This is a genomic window from Bacillus sp. SD127, assembly GCF_058566445.1.
The window spans coordinates 3,755,071-3,773,440 of record NZ_CP191226.1; the positions used below are offsets into that span (position 1 = coordinate 3,755,071).

General features: G+C 44.8%; 19 protein-coding genes, 2 pseudogenes and 1 riboswitch. Of the genes and pseudogenes, 5 read left to right on the top strand and 16 right to left on the bottom strand.

Going from position 1 to position 18,370, the window contains the following annotated elements; all coding sequences use genetic code 11:
• Window positions 1-143: 143 nt before the first annotated feature.
• Both ACQVGS_RS19575 and ACQVGS_RS19580 read right to left on the bottom strand, forming a co-directional pair.
• Window positions 144-1,517: a UDP-N-acetylmuramoyl-tripeptide--D-alanyl-D-alanine ligase gene (locus ACQVGS_RS19575; RefSeq protein ID WP_106020954.1), complete on the bottom strand. Its 1,374-nt coding sequence runs from the start codon at window positions 1,515-1,517 to the stop codon at window positions 144-146.
• 74 nt (window positions 1,518-1,591) lie between these two features.
• Window positions 1,592-2,677, bottom strand: coding sequence for a D-alanine--D-alanine ligase (locus ACQVGS_RS19580; protein WP_095714122.1), 1,086 nt, complete (start codon window positions 2,675-2,677; stop codon window positions 1,592-1,594).
• Window positions 2,678-2,830: 153 nt separating this feature from the next.
• Here ACQVGS_RS19580 and ACQVGS_RS19585 point away from each other — a divergent pair, with 153 nt between their 5' ends.
• Window positions 2,831-3,151, top strand: coding sequence for a thioredoxin family protein (locus ACQVGS_RS19585; protein ID WP_106020956.1), 321 nt, complete (start codon window positions 2,831-2,833; stop codon window positions 3,149-3,151).
• A 14-nt stretch (window positions 3,152-3,165) separates the two neighbouring features.
• Here the strand turns inward: ACQVGS_RS19585 and ACQVGS_RS19590 are convergent, their stop codons facing one another.
• Window positions 3,166-4,038 (bottom strand): cation diffusion facilitator family transporter, encoded by an 873-nt coding sequence (locus tag ACQVGS_RS19590; protein WP_106020958.1) that lies wholly within the window; start codon window positions 4,036-4,038, stop codon window positions 3,166-3,168.
• A 249-nt stretch (window positions 4,039-4,287) separates the two neighbouring features.
• Here ACQVGS_RS19590 and ACQVGS_RS19595 point away from each other — a divergent pair.
• Window positions 4,288-4,453: pseudogene (locus ACQVGS_RS19595) on the top strand (Fur-regulated basic protein FbpA).
• Complete coding sequence (fbpB, locus tag ACQVGS_RS19600; RefSeq protein WP_010333101.1) at window positions 4,440-4,586, top strand: Fur-regulated basic protein FbpB; 147 nt, start codon at window positions 4,440-4,442, stop codon at window positions 4,584-4,586. The pseudogene ACQVGS_RS19595 and the gene fbpB overlap by 14 nt, the downstream one beginning before the upstream one ends.
• 28 nt (window positions 4,587-4,614) lie before the next feature.
• Here fbpB and ACQVGS_RS19605 read toward each other — a convergent pair whose 3' ends face one another.
• The 9 genes from ACQVGS_RS19605 to dctS form a co-directional block, all read right to left on the bottom strand.
• Complete coding sequence (locus ACQVGS_RS19605; protein ID WP_105991472.1) at window positions 4,615-5,757, bottom strand: acyl-CoA dehydrogenase family protein; 1,143 nt, start codon at window positions 5,755-5,757, stop codon at window positions 4,615-4,617.
• 128 nt (window positions 5,758-5,885) lie between these two features.
• Window positions 5,886-6,221, bottom strand: a complete 336-nt coding sequence (locus tag ACQVGS_RS19610) for a hypothetical protein (RefSeq protein WP_003225151.1) — start codon at window positions 6,219-6,221, stop codon at window positions 5,886-5,888.
• A gap of 95 nt (window positions 6,222-6,316) precedes the next feature.
• Window positions 6,317-7,057, bottom strand: a complete 741-nt coding sequence (locus ACQVGS_RS19615; RefSeq protein WP_232351029.1) for an ABC transporter permease — start codon at window positions 7,055-7,057, stop codon at window positions 6,317-6,319.
• A gap of 19 nt (window positions 7,058-7,076) precedes the next feature.
• Window positions 7,077-8,003, bottom strand: a complete 927-nt coding sequence (locus tag ACQVGS_RS19620; RefSeq protein WP_106020960.1) for an ABC transporter ATP-binding protein — start codon at window positions 8,001-8,003, stop codon at window positions 7,077-7,079.
• 90 nt (window positions 8,004-8,093) lie between these two features.
• Window positions 8,094-9,332, bottom strand: coding sequence for a dicarboxylate/amino acid:cation symporter (locus ACQVGS_RS19625; RefSeq protein ID WP_024120282.1), 1,239 nt, complete (start codon window positions 9,330-9,332; stop codon window positions 8,094-8,096).
• A 72-nt stretch (window positions 9,333-9,404) separates the two neighbouring features.
• Window positions 9,405-9,536, bottom strand: a riboswitch (cyclic di-AMP (ydaO/yuaA leader).
• Between the two features lie 49 nt (window positions 9,537-9,585).
• The gene (locus tag ACQVGS_RS19630) at window positions 9,586-10,638 is read right to left on the bottom strand and encodes an AI-2E family transporter (RefSeq protein ID WP_024120281.1); all 1,053 of its coding nucleotides are present in this window, start codon (window positions 10,636-10,638) and stop codon (window positions 9,586-9,588) included.
• A gap of 145 nt (window positions 10,639-10,783) precedes the next feature.
• Window positions 10,784-12,049, bottom strand: coding sequence for a C4-dicarboxylate transporter DctP (dctP, locus tag ACQVGS_RS19635; protein WP_024120280.1), 1,266 nt, complete (start codon window positions 12,047-12,049; stop codon window positions 10,784-10,786).
• Window positions 12,050-12,167: 118 nt separating this feature from the next.
• Window positions 12,168-12,848 (bottom strand): two-component system response regulator DctR, encoded by a 681-nt coding sequence (gene dctR, locus ACQVGS_RS19640; RefSeq protein WP_101860311.1) that lies wholly within the window; start codon window positions 12,846-12,848, stop codon window positions 12,168-12,170.
• On the bottom strand, window positions 12,838-14,445 hold the full coding sequence (dctS, locus tag ACQVGS_RS19645) for a two-component system sensor histidine kinase DctS (RefSeq protein WP_044161761.1): 1,608 nt from the start codon (window positions 14,443-14,445) through the stop codon (window positions 12,838-12,840). The genes dctR and dctS overlap by 11 nt, the downstream gene beginning before the upstream one ends.
• Window positions 14,446-14,516: 71 nt before the next feature.
• On the opposite strand from dctS, the gene ACQVGS_RS19650 reads away from it, so the two are divergent.
• Window positions 14,517-15,569, top strand: coding sequence for a TRAP transporter substrate-binding protein (locus tag ACQVGS_RS19650; RefSeq protein ID WP_188323538.1), 1,053 nt, complete (start codon window positions 14,517-14,519; stop codon window positions 15,567-15,569).
• 85 nt (window positions 15,570-15,654) lie between these two features.
• Window positions 15,655-16,476 carry a manganese catalase gene (locus tag ACQVGS_RS19655; RefSeq protein ID WP_101864020.1) on the top strand — a complete coding sequence of 274 codons (822 nt, stop codon included), beginning with the start codon at window positions 15,655-15,657 and terminating at the stop codon, window positions 16,474-16,476.
• Window positions 16,477-16,504: 28 nt separating this feature from the next.
• Here ACQVGS_RS19655 and ACQVGS_RS19660 read toward each other — a convergent pair whose 3' ends face one another.
• From ACQVGS_RS19660 to gsiB, 4 genes and pseudogenes are all read right to left on the bottom strand, one after another.
• The gene (locus ACQVGS_RS19660) at window positions 16,505-16,903 is read right to left on the bottom strand and encodes a VOC family protein (protein WP_127695941.1); all 399 of its coding nucleotides are present in this window, start codon (window positions 16,901-16,903) and stop codon (window positions 16,505-16,507) included.
• Window positions 16,904-17,041: 138 nt separating this feature from the next.
• Window positions 17,042-17,401 (bottom strand): annotated as a pseudogene (locus ACQVGS_RS19665) (YdbC family protein).
• The gene (locus ACQVGS_RS19670) at window positions 17,395-17,736 is read right to left on the bottom strand and encodes a cupin domain-containing protein (RefSeq protein ID WP_095714113.1); all 342 of its coding nucleotides are present in this window, start codon (window positions 17,734-17,736) and stop codon (window positions 17,395-17,397) included. Before ACQVGS_RS19670 ends, ACQVGS_RS19665 begins: the two are co-directional and overlap by 7 nt.
• Window positions 17,737-17,882: 146 nt before the next feature.
• Window positions 17,883-18,254: a glucose starvation-inducible protein GsiB gene (gsiB, locus tag ACQVGS_RS19675; protein ID WP_010333086.1), complete on the bottom strand. Its 372-nt coding sequence runs from the start codon at window positions 18,252-18,254 to the stop codon at window positions 17,883-17,885.
• Window positions 18,255-18,370: the final 116 nt, after the last annotated feature.

Sequence of the window (18,370 nt, forward strand, 5' to 3'; positions counted from 1 at the left end):
ATTTTCGTATCGCGAAATAAACCTGTCATTATTGTACCATAGCCTCAGCCGGTCATACATAAATTATTTCGGGCCGGCATACATTAGTGTCTGCACATCATTTTTATTTTATGATTGCAATCTGCTTTTTTCCGCAGGATTTTTTAAGAAAACGGGCTCTCCATTAAATCTTTAACGATTTCTTCAAGCTTCATACCTCTTGACGCCTTGAATAAAATCAAATCTCCCTTTGCCGCTTTATTCTTCAGGGCCTGAGTGAGATCTTTTTTGTCGCTGAAGTGGCTGATGCGTTCTTCGCTAAAATGTTCCATCGCACCTTCCGCGATAAATGCCCCAAGTTTTCCATACGTAAAGACGTGGTCAATTTTGTCCGGGCTGATCACAGCGCCGCATTCTTTATGGAACGTTTCTTCAAGATCGCCGAGTTCAAGCATGTCTCCGAGCACGACCATTTTCTTCCCGTATCCTTCAAGGCTTTCTGTCAGTTGGATTGCAGCCTTCATCGACGTCGGGCTCGCGTTATAAGCGTCATTAATAATAGAAATGCCGCTGTCTGTTTTCATCAATTCAAGTCTCATGCCGGTGACCTTCAGGCCGCTTAATCCTTTTGCCGCATCCTCAGGTGTGATGCCGAAATAAGCCCCTGCAGCGATTGCCGCCATGGCGTTCATCACATTATGTTTGCCCAGTATAGGGATAAAAAACGTTTTTTCTATGCCTTTGATCGTAAAATGGGTTCCCGCTTCACTCTGGCTGACATCCTGCAGCTGATAATCGTTTTGCGCCCCAGTACCATACGTTTTCGTTTGGCAGCTGTAGTCCTTTTGCAAGAGCGGTTCGTCTCCGATATAAATCAGCACACCGTCTTCTTTCAGGCCGTTGATAATTTCCAGTTTCGCTTCCGCAATGCCTTCTCTTGAACCAAGATCCTGCATGTGGGATTCGCCGATATTCGTTATCACAGCCGCATCCGGATTTGCCAGGCGGCTCAGGAGGTCAATTTCTCCTTTTGCGCTCATTCCCATTTCCAGTACGGCAATTTCTGTATCTTCAGGCATCGCTAACACTGTAAGCGGCAGCCCGATATGGTTGTTGAAGTTTCCTCCTGTTTTATGGACGCGGTACCGCGTTTGCAGGACAGTGTGAATCATGTCTTTGGTCGTCGTTTTGCCGTTGCTTCCTGTTACCCCGATGACACGTGTGCCCAGCTCCTGTAAATAAGCTTTTGCAAGCTGCTGGAGTGCAGACAATGTATCTTCCACCAGAATCACAGCTTGATTCTCGGGCGGATTTGGTTCCGAGCGGTTCCACAGAACGGCAGACACACCAGCTTCAAAAGCCTGCGGCACAAAAGTGTGGCCGTTAAAATGTTCCCCTTTCAGCGGGATGAAAAGCTGATTGCTTTCCAGCTTTCTTGTATCTGTAGCAACTCCATGAATGACTGTATTTTCATATTGCGGGTTTGTCAGTGTGCCTTTGACCATTTCGGCAATTTTTTTTACGGTTCGCTTAATCAAGTAAGGTCCCTCTCTTTCTTTTGGTGATATACGGGAAAAGACACTGCCCTTTTACCGGCAGTGTCCGTCTTCATTTAGAATGTATGTTTAATCAATTGTTTTTCAGCGTGGCGTTCTTTAGCCAGCTCTACAAGCTGTTCAATGAGGTCAGCGTATTCAACTCCGGCTTCTTTCCAGAGAAGCGGGAACATGCTGAACGGTGTAAAACCAGGCATCGTGTTTACTTCATTGATCAGCACTTCGCCGTCAGCTGTCAGGAAAAAGTCCGCTCTGACAAGTCCTGAACCGTCAATTGATTTAAACGCTCTGATCGCCATGTCACTGATTTTCGCGTATTCCTCATCTGTTACAGCCGCAGGAATAATCAGGTCAGTGTCTCCATCCTCGTATTTCGCTTTGTAATCGTAGAAATCTGTCTTAGGTGCGATTTCTCCAACTGCAGAGCATTTAGGATCATCATTTCCGAGAACGCCGATTTCAATTTCGCGGCCGTTGATGCCTTCTTCGACTACGACTTTCCGGTCATATTGGAACGCCAGCTCAAACGCTTTTTGCAGTTCTTCACGGTTTCGGCATTTGCTGATTCCGACGCTTGAGCCAAGGTTGGCCGGCTTCACGAAGCAAGGGTAGCCCAATTCTTGTTCTACTTGCTCGCAGCTTTCTTCTGGAGAACGAGTCCAGTCTTTTTTAAGGAAGGCTGTGTATTTCGCCTGTGCAAGGCCGGCTTGCGCAAACAAATGCTTCATGACAACTTTATCCATACCAGCTGAGGAAGCGAGCACACCGTTGCCGACATAAGGAATATTTAAAAGTTCAAGCATTCCCTGAATCGTTCCGTCCTCTCCGTTCGGGCCGTGCAGGAGCGGGAAGACGACATCAATTGCTTCATTTTGTTGTGACACTTCCTGCGGAAACATCTCCTGGTTTAGAGCAGATGGAGAAAAAGCAGTTCCGCCCTGCTCAAGCTGAAGCATTTTTACGTTGGAAACAGGCTCTGTTAAACGTGCGCCTCTTATCCATTCGCCTTTTTCAGTTATATAAATTGGATGTATATCAAACTTCTCAGTATTTAGCGCTTTTGTTACAGCCAGAGCTGTCTGAAGCGAAACATTATGTTCGGCTGACTTACCGCCGTACACTAATCCTAGACTTGTTTTCAATGGATACTCCCCCCACTACAATTCATCTTTACTATCTTATCACTTTCACAAGAAAATGATCTAATTATTTTTGGGCATGCTGAAGCTGAATGCATTTGTATGTAATTCCTTTTTATTTTATATTAAAATGGCATTGAAAAGGAGATGTGACATATGAAAAAAATCACAACAAAAGAACAATTTAATGAATTGATTCAATCTGATAAAGAAATCATTGTAAAGTTTTATGCTGATTGGTGCCCTGACTGCACACGCATGAATATGTTCATCGGCGATATTTTGGAAACGTACAATCAAAACGATTGGTACGAGCTGAATAAGGACGACCTTCCTGAACTGGCTGAAATATATCAGGTAATGGGTATTCCAAGCCTGCTCATTTTCAAAAATGGAGAAAAAACAGGCCATCTTCACAGCGCCAATGCCAAAACGCCTGAAGAAGTGACTGAATTCTTATCAGAACATATAAGCTAATTCGATCAGCAGCCCTATTTTATGTCGTCGGGCTCTACGTGAACATGAACATGAGTGACATCGTGTTCATGTTTTATTTTGTTTTCTACCTCATCTGCGACCCCGTGGCCTTCCTCTACTGTCAGCTTCGGATCCACTGTAATGACCATCTCTATATGTACTGTGCTGCCCAAGTATCGCGCTTTCACGTCCTTAAGACGATGCACATTTTCTATCCGGCCGACAGTCTGTTTATAAGGTTCAAGATCTTTCAAATGGAACCCGTCCGTTAATGAATGCGAAGCGTCTTTGAAGATATCCCAGGCTGTCTTGCAAATGATGATTCCGATAATAAAAGCCGTAACCGGATCTATCCAGGCCAGCTGCAGCTGGGACGAAAAAACACCGATAAACGCTCCGGCACTTACAAATGCGTCTGACCTGCTGTCCTTCGCCGCCGCCATAAGTGCAGAGCTTTTAATGGATGCTGCGAGTCTTTTGTTATATAAATAGATGCCGTACATAAACACTGCACTGACTAAAGCCGTCCACGCCGCGATAAGGCTTGGCGTTTCTGATGTGCCGCCCGCAATCGCTTTTCCTCCGCCGATTAACACTTCAATTCCAACAGCCATCATAATAAAAGACGCAATAAGGGACGAAATTGTTTCAGCCCGATAATGGCCATATGGATGGTCACTGTCAGCCGGCCTTTGGGAAATACGCAGTCCGATCAGCACCGCTATTGACGCCACAATATCTGTCCCATTGTTTAACCCGTCTGCTCTCAGCGCTTCAGAATGATACAGTATTCCGATTGTCAGCTTTACTGCAGCAAGAATGATATATGCCAAAATATTGAGGAGTGCTCCTTTTTCTCCCTTTTTAAGATTATCTGTCCTCCCCATTGAATACCAGCCTCCATTCTATTACATAGTATGGTTAAAAACATGAAAAATAGCAGCAGCGATTCTCAACGAGGAGGGAAATTTCGACAGCAAATTATTGCCCGGGAAACTTTTTGTCGATATGTTGAAGGTTTGCTTACTTACGAAAGAATAGGACTGTTTTCACCTTTACAGGCTGTGGAGGGCATTGTATACTGAGATTAATTGATAATGATTATCAATATCGTTTGATTGGAGGTTGGTGACACAATGACACCTCAGTCTGCAGAAATCAGAAAAAAGCATCTCATTCATCTGTTAATACAGAATGGTATATACAAAAAGTCCAAGCGTCATTTGTATGAATTGTCGCTGATGGAGCTGGAAAGTGAATACAAAACATTGTCAGGAGGCGCCAGGGCATGCCAAAGCGTAAAATAAAAACCTACCAACAGCTGATCCAGGAAAACAAAGAGGCGATCATGGGCAATCCAAAGCTGATGAACGTCATTTACGACAGAATTGACCGCAAGCATCAGAAGAATCTTCAGGAACAAAACAATACATAAAAAAGAGCCGGCAAAGGCTCTTTTTTATTTAATGAAAGGCTTCTGCGGCCAGCTTTTGAATGACCGCGTCGTCCATCGGCGGGTTATGGAGACCGGCGCGCACATCCCGGTAATAGCGCTGAAGCGGATTGGTGCGTTCGAGGCTTTTGGCCCCTGCAATTCTCATCGCTTTGTCTACAACAGAAAGCGCGGCGTTTGTGACGATATGTTTTGCCGCACCGAGCTCACTCTTCAAGTAAGGGCGGCGCTCCGGATCGTCATACAATTCAGCCGCATGAAAAAGAAAGTGTCTGGCATTCAGCAATTCAAGCTCCATTTCGCCTGTTCTTTGCTGAACGGCCGGAACATCCTTGATCGGCCCCTTCAAACTATTTGGAGAATACTCGGAGGCAAAGCGCACCGCATAGTCTCTAGCAGCTTGAGCCACGCCAAGATAAACCGCCGGAATATGGAGCAGCCAGCCATTTGGCTTTGCTCCCCGCGGCCCTTGAAGCAGCTCCACCAGTTTATTGTCCTCCAGCGTTACCTCGTTTAATACAAGATCATGGCTGCCGGTAGCCCGCATCGCCATCATATCCCATGTTTCTTCAATTGATACACCAGGATCATTTTTATGAACCAACACGACACCTGTTGTTTGTTTTTCTTCAATCCATGCCGTCACTAAAAAATAATCAAGCGCTTGCGACATTGTCGTAAACGTTTTTCTTCCATTCACCACCCATTTGCCGTCCTTTTTGACGGCGGCAGTCCCGGGGCGTCCTCCCCTGGTCGGGCTCCCAGTTTTCGCTTCTGTCGCTGCTCTATTGATCACGGCGCCGTTTTGGACTTCCTTTGCGATAAACGCAAACACATCTTCATCCCAGCTGTTTCCTTCTCCGAGCTCTCCCATCACGCTTAAATGCCAGCCGATGCTCAGAGCTGCAGGAGCATCTCCCCGTGCAAGCCGCTCTTGAAAAAGCAGCATGTCGTAAACAGACATTCCTGCTCCTCCATGGGATTTTGGCACGGTTATCGCCGTATATCCCGAATCACGCAGTTTTTGTATTTTTTCGGCAGGAAATCGTCCCTGTTCATCATCCTCAGCGGCTGTTTGCTGAAATTCATCCGCTAGCTGTCCTATTTTCTCTATCCATTGCCGCTGTTTTTCGTTCCGTACAAATAATGACATCCGGCAGCCCCCCATTTTTTCAATTCCGATAAATTTAATATGTATTATAGATTTCCAGCCATGATTCCGCAACTGTTAACAATTTGTCCACGATAGAAAAACACGCCGTTCCCGAGGGAACAGCGTGTTTAAACCGGATTTGCATCCCGGTCTTGTTTCATACCGAGATAAATGAGCATATAAGTCAGGTAACCCATTGTCATGACCAATCCGCCGAAGAAAAAGCTTGAGAAAATCGGCTCTTCAAAGGCAGTAACTGCCGCAAGCACAATCCAGCTTGCATACAGATATATGATAAAATAACGGATACCCGTCTTCATTTTATATATCATGTACAGCCCCACGAGAGAAAACAACCCCAGCGCGAGCCTGAAATATACAAGATGTTCAAACTGAAACATGAATGACACAAATGAGAATCCAAGCAGCAATACAATCGGTAAAGCGGTAATAAAGTTCCTCAATTCGAGACACCTCCGTCAGTACCTTTATTATAAACCAAAACATTGAATGATATTGATTTACGTGAGCTTTTTCACAAAAATGTCATTCCTTGCCTTTAGATTCGAACATCCCGTTTGCAGAAACTCCACCAGGCAACGGCAATGAAGAAAACAGCATGAATCACAATAATCCCTACAGAGAACAATGGCGTCATGCCTGAAAACAGAGCCGTTTGTCCGCTTTTGTATTGAGTGAAGTCCGTGTTTGCAAAAAGCAAAAAGCTTCCCCATTTGTTTTCAAACAGCTTCATGATTTGCACAAGTGAACTTGCTCCATATAAAACAACAAAAGAAACAACAACTGAAATGGCACTGTTGCGGAACAGTGATGAACAAAGCAAACCGAATAATCCCATCAGCACCGCTTCAAGCCAGTTTGTGCCGATTAGCTCCAATGTGTTGATGAACAATGTTTTTGATTCAGATGTCACGGACGTGCCAAAAAAGACAAGACCGAATAATAAAGCCAGAATGTAGTATGCCAGATAAAGATAGAAGCTGACCATTACAACTGTCATTAGTTTCGACCAAAAGACCTTTTGCCGCTTGACCGGGCGTATGAGCAGAAATTTGATTGTCTTTTTATCAAATTCATTAGAAATAATCGTCGCTGCAATGACAATGGTTAACGCCTGCAGCAAGATATTCAGGCTCGGTGTATAGGAAAAGTAGCCGATGAAATTTTCGTCAGTTCCGGCACTGATAACGATCCGTTTAATGATCAGCGCCATGAAAAATTGAAAAACGGCCATCAATATAAGCGAAACAAATGTAACTTTCCGATTAAAGAGTTTCATATGTTCATTCCATATTAATTTAGACAAGCTCTTCTCCCTCCTCTTGATGAGCGGTTGTCGCTTTAATAAATTCGTCTTCCAGTGACTGCGTATAAGGCATAATTGAAAATACGTTCAGTCCTTGTCCGACTAGCGAGCGGTTCAGCTCTGGTATATTTTCTTTCGCTATATCCACCACGATGGAGCCGTCTTTACGTTCAGCTGAGTACCCATTGCCCATCAGCCAATCGAGCGCTTTTTCCGCCGGCTGCACTTCTATAACGGCTTTCTCCGTTTTCTGACCGGCTCCATTCAGGCTTACTTCTGCTTTGATCTCGCCTTTTTGTATGATGATCACACGGTCACACAGGTCTTCAACTTCACGCAATAAATGAGTAGCGAATAAAACCGCTGTTCCTTCCTCTTCAGCGAGCTCCTTAATATGATCGCGAAAATCCTTCATACCGGCAGGATCAAGACCGTTTGTCGGCTCATCTAAAATGAGAAGCTTCGGCCGGTGAAGAATCGCCTGAGCAATGCCGAGACGCTGGCGCATGCCGAGGGAGTAGGTTTTCACTTTATCATCAATCGCTGATGTCAGCCCGACTCTTTCCACCACTTCGTCCAGTCTTTCATCAGTTATCTTTTTGTGCATATTTGCAAAGTGTTTGAGGTTTTCCCAGCCTGACAGGTACGGGTAAAACTCAGGGTTTTCCACAATCGCGCCGACAGCTTCCATCGCTTGTTCGAACTCAGTATCATGCTTGAATCCGTTGATGGCCACGCTTCCGCTGTTTTGTTTTAACAGTCCGACGATGATGCGGATGAGTGTCGTTTTTCCGGAACCGTTCGGACCGAGAAGACCGATAATCTCTCCCTGCCTGACGTCCATGCTGATCTGTTTTAAAATCTGTTTAGACCCTATTTTTTTATCAAGGCCTTCAATATGTAAAATCGGCTCAGCCATAAAGCCTTCCTCCTTTTTTCGACAAAAATAAACAGTGCCTAAAAATAGGCACTGTTTGTATTATAGCATTTGTTGCTTCCAAATGTTTGGTTAAACCGATAGAGTCGGTGCTTGCTCCGGCTGTTTGTTCTTTTCTGTTTCTGTAATGATGACGGCACAGGCCGCGTCTCCTGTTGTGTTGACCACTGTGCGAAGCATATCGAGCAAGCGGTCTATTCCGAGGATCAATCCGATACCCTCAACAGGCAAGCCGACTGATTGAAGCACCATGGCGAGCATAATCAAACCGACTCCCGGAACACCCGCAGTTCCCACACTTGCTAATACAGCCGTCAATATCACCATCAGCAATTGCGTAAATGTAAGATCATGTCCGAATACCTGTGCAATGAAGATGGTGGCCACCCCTTGCATAATGGCTGTCCCGTCCATGTTAATCGTCGCCCCGAGCGGCTGAACGAAGCTGCTGATCGGCTCAGGCACTTTTAGTTTTTTCTGGGCTACATCCATTGATACCGGAAGCGTTGCATTGCTGCTTGAGGTACTGAACGCAACGACCATAACTTCTGAGAAATCTTTAAAGAATGTAATCGGATTTCTTTTTGCTAAAAGAGCCACTGTTGAACCGTATGTGACGATTGCATGTATGACAAGAGACAGTGTAACAACAATCATGTACAGCCCCATCGCTTTTATTGCACTGAATCCCTGGCTGCCGATAGCTGTCGCAATGAGACCAAACGTGCCGTATGGCGCAAACTTCATGACCAGGTTGACCAGATACATCATCAGTTCATTGCCCTGCTCCACGACTTTCAAAAGCATATCCGCTTTTTTGCCTAGCATCGTAATCCCGAGTCCGACAAAAATGGAAAACACGATAATCTGGAGCATATTTCCTTCGGTCATCGCTTGAACGGGATTGGCCGGAATCATGTTCAGAAGTGTGTCAGCAACACTCGGCGCTTCTTCTGCCTCGAATTTAGCGGATGAGACATCATAAGTGCCGAACTCACCCGGCTTAATGACAAGCGCCAGTATAAGCCCGATCGTAATCGCCACCGCTGTCGTGATGAGAAAATAAGAAATGGCCTTCACACCGATTCTGCCAAGCTTTTTAGGATCGCCAAGCCCGGCAACTCCTAATGTAAGAGAGAAAAAAACAATCGGTACGACAAGCATTTTAATGAGATTTAAAAAGATGGTGCCAAGAGGCCCGAATACAAACTTATTCAAATTTTCAAATAATTCAGGTGATGTTACATTAAGAATAATCCCCGTGACGGCACCCAGAACCAATGCAATGATGATCTTTCTTGCCAGTTTCATCCGCATTCCTCCTTTTTTGAAAAAAAGCCCGCGAGAGACTCCCGCGGGCTTTGGCTGTATCATAAAACCACAGGATTCTCTCTTCACGCTGATGAGGTTAGCTGCCGGGTTCGGACGAAGAGATGTCCGTTTTTCAGATAAAAAATGAACCCCAAACGATTGGGTCCCCCACTCCTTTTAAAAAGGATTAAGCGTGTGGCTTACTTTTGTATGATGTAGTTTTATTTATACAGAAAATATCCAATTTTGTAAACTATTTTTTGTTACTTTTCTCTCGAGGTCTTTTAGGCCTATTTTCCTTGTTGGTTACATCAAGAATATCAAGGAGAAATACAAAGATCGGAATCCCGATAATTAAGCCCCAAATGCCGAGAAAGTGTTCAGAAAAAATCAGGACTGTAAATGTGAAAAAGATCGGCAGCTCTGTTTTCGCTGACATCAGCTTCGGATTGAGGAAATATGTCTCAATCGCATGAATGGCGAAAATGACAAGCACAATGTAAAGCACATACATTCCGCCGCCTGTGCTGTATGCAATAATACTAAGCGGAATCAGGGAGATGACAACGCCTGCTACCGGGATCAATCCGAGAAAGAAAACCATGATGGACAGCCCCAACAGCTGAGGGAAGTGCATAATCCAGAGTGCAATAAAAGTCAGTATGCAGTTCACGAGCGCAATGATAAATTGTGCCTCAAGCACCTTGCCGAATGTTCTCGCGAATTTACCTCCGAAAAAAGCAATCTCATTATAAAAAACAGCAAGCTTGCTCGTTTTAAACTGCTCCATAAATTCAGACAGCCGTTTTTTCTCAAATAAGAAGAACATGCTGAGAATGAGCGCCATCACGATCTGCAAGCCGAATGTGCTGATATCGGCCAGATACGTATATAGTACATTGAAACCCTCTTTGACATACGAACTAATATTAATATCTCCGAAAACACTTGTGATCTCATCAAAGAAAGGAATGCTGCTTGGATGATACGCAATATGTTTAATCTGCTTGATCAGCTGCTGAATCTGTGCGGCAACGACCGGATAAAACACAAACCCTCCGACTGTAAGCAGCACGGCCAGCAAAATGTAGAGAAACGTAATGACAACCCGCTGGCTCACGCGGAAGAACCGGCTTAAAAATTGCCGGACGACAAGCTCCAAACGATCCATAAGAAATGTGAAAATGAAGGTCAGCAATATTAAGTTGATCATGCTCTTAAATAGATATAACACACCAGTTAACACGACAAAGATGGAAAAACGCCTTACTCCCGGGTGCTGAAAAAATTTTACTAAAGCGGCCATTTATACACTCCTGTTAGGACAAACGTCCTTCATTCAATATAGTATCCATTTGTAAATTATATAACAAAAAAATGCTGAGGTCTCTGTCCTCACCTTAATTATTCTTAAACAATTAAAAAAACGGCCCCATAATGGGCCGTTTTTTTCAGACTGCTGCTTTCATTTTTTTCATGCCTTCCACAGCCTCCACGCTTTTTGCTTCATCGAATTCTTTTTCGCTTTTTGCAACGATGATTGTGGCGATTCCGTTTCCGATCAGGTTCACAATCGCTCTTCCTTCACTCATGAAACGGTCGACACCAAGCAGAAGCGCAAGACCCTCAAGCGGAATGACCTGAAGTGCTGACAGCGTTGACGCAAGAACGATAAATCCGCTTCCTGTCACACCGGCTGCCCCCTTCGAAGTCAGCATCAGAACGAGGATAATCGTAATTTGCTGTCCGATGCTGAGATCCACTCCAAACACTTGAGCCAGAAAGACAGTCGCCATTGATAAATAAATGGATGTTCCGTCAAGGTTAAACGAATACCCGGTCGGAATAACGAGCCCGACGACTGATTTTGAACAGCCGTAGCGTTCCATTTTATCCATCATTCTCGGAAGAACCGATTCTGAAGAGCTTGTGCCGAGCACGATGAGAAGCTCATCTTTGATGAAGCGCAGGTAGTTCCACAGGCTGAATCCGTATAGCTTGCAGATGATATTTAAAACAACAAACACGAACAGGAACATTGTGATATACACGGACAGCATTAAGCTGGCAAGCGGCTTGATGGAATCGAGTCCGAAGTGCCCGATCGTATACGCCATCGCTCCGAATGCACCGATTGGAGCGGCACGCATAACATAGCCGATAATTTTGAAAAAGACATGTGAAACTTTATCAAAAAAATCAATGACGCTTTTCCCTTTTTCACCTAATGCCGCTAGACCGACTCCGAAAAGAATGGAAAAGAATAAGACCTGCAAAATATCCCCTTTTGCGAAGGCATCAACCATGTTGGACGGTACGATGTGTGTGACAAATTCAACCCAGTCGATCCCCTGACCGCCATTTTGGGTGTATTGTGAGACATCTCCCTTTTCAAGCTTGCTGTAATCGAGGCCCGCACCCGGCTTCATAATATTGACGACAAATAAACCGATAATGAGTGCAAGGGTCGTAACAACCTCGAAATAGATAAATGCTTTTCCCCCTACTTTTCCAACCTTCTTCATATCGCCCATTTTTGCAATCCCGAGAACGATTGTGAAGAAAATGATTGGAGCGATCACCATTTTCACAGCGTTGATAAAGGTATCGCCAAGCGGTTTCATTTCTTTCCCGACATCCGGCCAAACCAATCCGACAATGACCCCGATGATGACCGCGGTTATGACTTGAACTGTTAAATTTTTAAACAGTTTCATATTCTCCCTCCCCTGTCCTAGTCGCCTTTGTGTCTTTCTTACTAGAATGATAGCGTTTTCATTAGAGGCGGGGAAGTTTATGTTCATAACGGACATTTTGGTCTTTTTGGTCTCGGGTTTACACTTTAAATATGTAGCGGTTGACGGGGCGTCCGACTCCTCCGTACTGAACATCAAGCTGAATCGTTCCGTTCTTTTCGAGATAATCAAGATATCGCCTCGCTGTCACTCTGGCGATGCCGAGAGCCTTGGCAACCTCTTCAGCAGAAAGAGGCGACGTTTGCTGCTTCAAAAAAGCAATGAGCTCATTCATCGTAAAATGATTCAACCCCTTCGGCAGATCCTGTACGGCCTGCTGCGGGATATTGAGGATGGCATCAAGCTGATCCTGGGACAGCGTGTCGTTTTCCTCTATTTTTTGTTTATACCGCTTATATTTTTCAAGCGCCTGTCTCATCCGTTCGAGCTTAAACGGTTTTAAGATATAGTCAACTGCTCCATTTTGCAGCATAAGAGCAATTGTTTCCTTGTCTTTTGCAGCGGATACGACGATGACATCTACCTCAAGCTTTTGCTTTCTGATCTCCTGCAAGGTTTTGATCCCGTCTTTTTTTGGCATGTATACATCCAGAACCACGAGTTCGGGCTGCTGTTCTTTGATCAGCTTGATGCCTTCGTCCCCGTTTCCCGCTTGCGCACAGACGGTAAAGCCTTTAACGGTTGTTATGAAATCCTTATTGACTTCCTGAACCATCGGATCGTCTTCAATGAGCAGAACCTTGATTTCCTTACGAGCCATGCTGCGCTTCCTCCCCCTTCATCGGAAAAACGATTGAAAAAGACGTTCCCTGTCCCGGGTGTGAATCGACCTCTATCGCACCCGATCCTTTGTCTGTTATTTGCTTGACTAAATAGAGGCCATAGCCTGTGCCGCCTGTTTTATTCACTGTAAATCCTTTTTCATAAAGGTACGGCATATGTGTGTGTTGAATCCCGCATCCGTTGTCTTCTATTAAAATCGCAAGGATATCCTCCGTTTGTTCAATGCTGATGTCAATTCGTTTGTCATCAGACTGAACGGTTTCAAACGAGCCGAAGGCATTTTCAATCAGGTTGCCGAGAAGCACGACGATATCATGCTGGTCAACATGCTCGGGAAATTGCTGCAGGCTGCTGTTTTCATCAATATGCACAGCAATGCCGAGCTCTTTTCCCCTTCTGATTTTACTTAACAAAAGCCCCGCCGCGGCGTCATTTTGAATGGAGCGATGCAGAAATTCTGTGACGTTTTCCTGCTCGGTTGAAGTCTGAAACGCCAGCTGCAGCGCTTTTTCAGATTTCCCGAGCTGGATCAGGCCTGCGATGGTATGGAGCTTGTTCATATGCTCATGATTTTGGACGCGGAGCGCTTCGACAAAGTTTTTGACACCCGTCAATTCCTCAGCCATCTTGGCCGCTTCCGTTCTGTCCTGAAAAATCGCGACGGCACCGATGACTTTTTTCTTCATGACGATCGGAATCCTGCTGCTCATGATGACCTTTCCGCTGACACGAATTTCTTCATTATAAACCGCCTTGTTCCGTTCCACGATTTCGGGCAAACGCGAATCCTTGAGTACATCCCAAATCACCTTTCCGACCAGATCGCCCTGCACCTCAAAAATCTGTTTGGCTTTTTCATTAAATATTGTGATGATATGCCGGTTGTCAATGGCGATCACGCCTTCGTTCATAGAGTGAAAGGTAGCGGTTCGCTCTTCATACATTCTGACAATTTCATGGGGCTCGAGCTGAAACATTTGTTTTTTGATATGACGGGCCAGCAGGAACGAACCCGCCAGGCCGAACCCGAGTGTCAGCACTACGATGAAGGCGATATCCCTTCTTAAATGAAACAATATATCAGCCATCCCCGGCAGTGTTTTTCCAACGAGTACTACGCCGACCTGGTTCAAATCCTGATCCTTTACCGGATAAAAGGCCCGGACAGCCGTCCCGATCTCGCCTGTTGCTTCTGAGAAATAAATGTGCTCCGCAAACGCTGCTTCTTCATCTGCACCCTTTGACTTTTTTCCGATGTTTGTGGTGACAGGATGAGTATAGCGAATGTGATCCATATCCATGACGACAATGTAGTCTGCTTCATTGATCATACGGATCTCTTCAACCGCATGACGGACGGCTTCTGTTTGTTCTTTTCGCGATAACGCCTCTTTCACTTCGGTCATCTCCGACACCGTCCGAGCCGTATTCATCAGCCTTTTTTTCAGCTCCCTTTCCTCAGTATGCTGAATATTGCCTATGAGCACAATGCCGCCGATCAAAAAGGAGAAAATGACGAGTATGTAGGAAAGGATCGTGATTTTCCAGCGGATTGAGAGCTTTTTTTTGTTCATCAGCTTCTCCTTTCAGGTCTTTACGAATCACATCTGCCCCATTATTCTTAACATAAGGGAGGGGGCTTTTCATGAAGAGTTTGCTTGCATGTCTCGGTCTGATGATCGCCGGAATTGCAACCGCTTTATTTATCGGATTCCATGACCGGTCCAGCGGCGAAGAGATTGTATATGATGACGACCAGGAAGGCTTACAGGATCAAATCGTATTCAAATTCAGCCACGTTGTTGCTGAAAACACGCCAAAAGGGCTGGCCGCCAACAAATTCGCCGAGCTGGTAAACGAGAAATCAGGCGGGAAAATGAAAATTGAAGTGTTCCCGAATGGAAGCCTGTATTCGGACATTGAAGAAATCGAAGCATTGCAAAATGGCGACGTACAATTTATCGCCCCCTCCACATCGAAGCTCGGTATGCTCTCTCCTGAATGGGGAGTTCTTGATCTTCCGTATGCATTTACAGACTATGATGCGGTTAAAAAAGGGCTGCACGGAATAATTGGAACACAGCTGTTTGATTCCTTAAAGAAAAATCAATTAAAGGGCCTGGCGTACTGGACAAACGGCTTTAAGCAAATCACCACGAATCAAGGCCCGGTCAAAACCCCGGATGATTTAAAGGGACAAGACCTGCGCATTATGCAAAGTAATGTAATAGAGGACCAGTTCAAGCTGCTTGGTGCAGCACCCCACCAGGAATCTTTCAATGCTACTTTTCAGCTGTTAGAAAGCAATATAGTAGATGGCGAGGAAAATACAATCTCAAACATCTATTCTAAAAAATTTTATAATGTTCAAGACTATTTGACAATAAGCAGCCACGGTTACCTCGGCTACGCTGTGATGACTGATGAGCATTTCTGGAACGCGCAAACACCGGAAACAAGACGCATTCTGACGGAAGCGATGCAGGAAACGACAGAGTGGAATGAAACGTATGCCGAAGAAATGAACAAGGAGCAGCTGGAAGAAATCAAAAAACATTCTTCTATTAAAATCTACGAGCTGTCAGATAAAGAGAAAAAAGATTGGATGAAGCGCCTTGATCCTGTTTACCGGAAGTACGAGCCCATCTTCGGCCGGAAGCTGATTCAGGAGCTTCTGGAGCTGCGCAAGGATTCGTAGAACCCATCTCAATACGCTGCTTTTCGTTTATCTTTGTTCCCATCGGAAATATAGAAAGAGAGACACGAAAAAAGGAGATGGGTACATGTTTAAACATACGAAAATGCTGCAGCATCCTGCTAAGCCAGACCGTCCAGATCCATTATTCGCTAAAAAAATGCAAGAAATTTTAGGCGGGCAATTCGGAGAAATTTCTGTTGCCATGCAGTACTTATTTCAAGGCTGGAATACAAGAGGAAATGAAAAATACAAGGATTTGCTGATGGATACGGCAACTGAAGAAATCGGGCACGTTGAAATGATCGCTACCATGATCGCCAGACTTCTTGAGGATGCCCCGCTTGATGAACAGGAAAAAGCGGCTGATGATCCAGTCATCGGTTCCATCATGGGAGGCATGAACCCTCACCATGCCATTGTATCAGGACTAGGCGCCATGCCGGAAAGCAGTACAGGCGTACCATGGAGCGGAGGCTACATCGTAGCGAGCGGAAACCTGCTGGCAGACTTCCGCGCCAATCTGAATGCGGAATCACAAGGCCGTCTACAGGTTGCACGCCTGTTTGAAATGACGGATGACAAAGGCGTCAAGGACATGCTCAGCTTCCTGCTGGCGCGTGACACAATGCACCAAAACCAATGGCTGGCCGCTATTAAAGAATTAGAAGCACAGGAAGGTCCGGTTGTCCCGGGTACATTCCCGAAAGCGCTCGAGAAACAGGAATTCTCTCATCAGCTTATCAATTTCTCTGAAGGTGAAGAAAGCGCCGAGCAAAACTGGCTGAAGGAGAAAGCCCCGGACGGAGAAGCGTTTGAATATGTGAACGAAGCAAAAGCTTTTGGAGAAAAGCCGGAATTGAAGCCTGCTCCTCCTTTTGTTCATAATACGCTTCCTGGGCGTGAGTAAGAGGCTATCATAAAAAAGATAGATCACTCTAACTGTGATCTATCTTTTTTTGTGCAATTTTCTGCCGCTCAAGCATCTCCAGACGATTGCCAAATGGATCTGAAATATAGAATCTGTCCGCTCCCGGAAGTTTATTGTCCTCAACTATTCCAATTCCATTGCATTTCAAATGTTCTTTTAAACCTTCTATATTCATAACCTCAAAGGCAGGGTGTGCTTTTTTAGCGGGGACAAAAGGTTCTTCTATCCCGATATGCAATTGTCTATTCCCAAAAGTGAACCAGACTCCGCCCCTAGCTTTTAAATCATCAGGTTTTTCAATTTCCCGAAAGCCTAATATGCCGCCGTAAAATTGTCTTGCAATAGTTTCACAGCCTTTAGGAGCCGCAAGCTGAATATGATCAATTTCATTAAAATGAAAAGTCATCTGAATCAATCCCCCTGATTTCACAATTGAATGCCATTTTCTTCATTCTAATTCAATCAAAATAACAGGAGAATATCTTTATTGTTATTATGAGTGATAAAATCAGCTAATCATCTTTTTTAGGACGACTTCTCTTCACTAAGCTTTTGCCACATTCCATCCAGGCTCGTATTCAATGTCCCTGCTGTCAAATAAACAAGCGGCCTCCTCTGCATCCACCTGAGACAGCGTCACTTCGATAGAGAGAATCGTGCCCTTTTGCTCGATTTCTTTATAGATGATGTCGTGTTCGTTCTCCATAAAAGCATCATAAGCTTCTCTGTTCTCCCAAACGCTGGTGATTTCTGCGGTGAACAGCCCATCCGCTGTTTTCCGCCATCCGCCGGCCTGTTTGATGAAGCCACTTACATATGATAGTGCTCCTCACTGTGACTGCGCCTTCGAAAATGCTTCAGCGTTTGCCGCGTCCACCCCACATACAATCTTTTTGATCAGCATTTTGATTCCTCTGTTATGACCGTTTCTGCATGAATGTGCTCGACGCAGAGATTCACGGTCCTGACGTAAGAGCGTGTGCGGTGTATGGTGCCTTTTGGGACAAGCAGGCTGTCATTCGCTTTTAACACCGCGGTTTCTTGATCCTTAAAATCAATAAGCAGCTCTCCTTCAAGAACGATAAATAATTCATCTGAGTCAGGGTGATGGTGCCAGTCGTATTCTCCTGTAAACACAGCAAGCCGTACACAATGGTCATTGACCTCTGAAATGGAGAAATTAGCGTGTTTTTCTTTGACTTCATTTGCAATGGCCAGCAGGTTTTGCATCTCAGGCATAAGTGAAAACTCCTTTTTCACCTATTTTACCGCAGAAGCGTCATTGGGAAGGTATATTTTTTTCCATTTCATCATAAAAAGCGATCCAGCTGCTGCGCCGGATCGCTTTTTATCTACAGGTTGTCTGCCTTTTATGCTTTACTTAGTTAGTCGTTGTCGCGGGCGTTTCCGCCTTTTGAGCCAATTTCTTGATAGAATTCCTTATCATGATTTTTGCTTGTCGCTTCTCCGCCTTTACGGCCGATTTCTTGATAGAATTCTTTATCATGATTTTCGCTAGTGGCTTCTCCGCCTTTTTCACCGATTTCTTGATAGAACTCTTTGTCATGGTTCTTGCTAGTGGCTTCTCCGCCTTTTTCGCCGATTTCCTGATAGAATTCTTTGTCATGGTTTTTGCTAGTGGCTTCTCCGCCTTTTTGACCAATCTCTTGATAGAATTCTTTATCATGGTTTTTGCTAGTCGTTTCTCCGCCTTTTCTACCTGCTTCTTCTCTGCTCATTTTGTTATCTTGTGCCATTTTGAATTCCTCCTTTAATTGGTGTTGGTTGTTGTATTCCCGCTGTCATTTCTTTTAAACAAACAAAACACATTGAGTGTGTTTTGACTGAAAAAGCAGACGGAATGCGGTGCCCG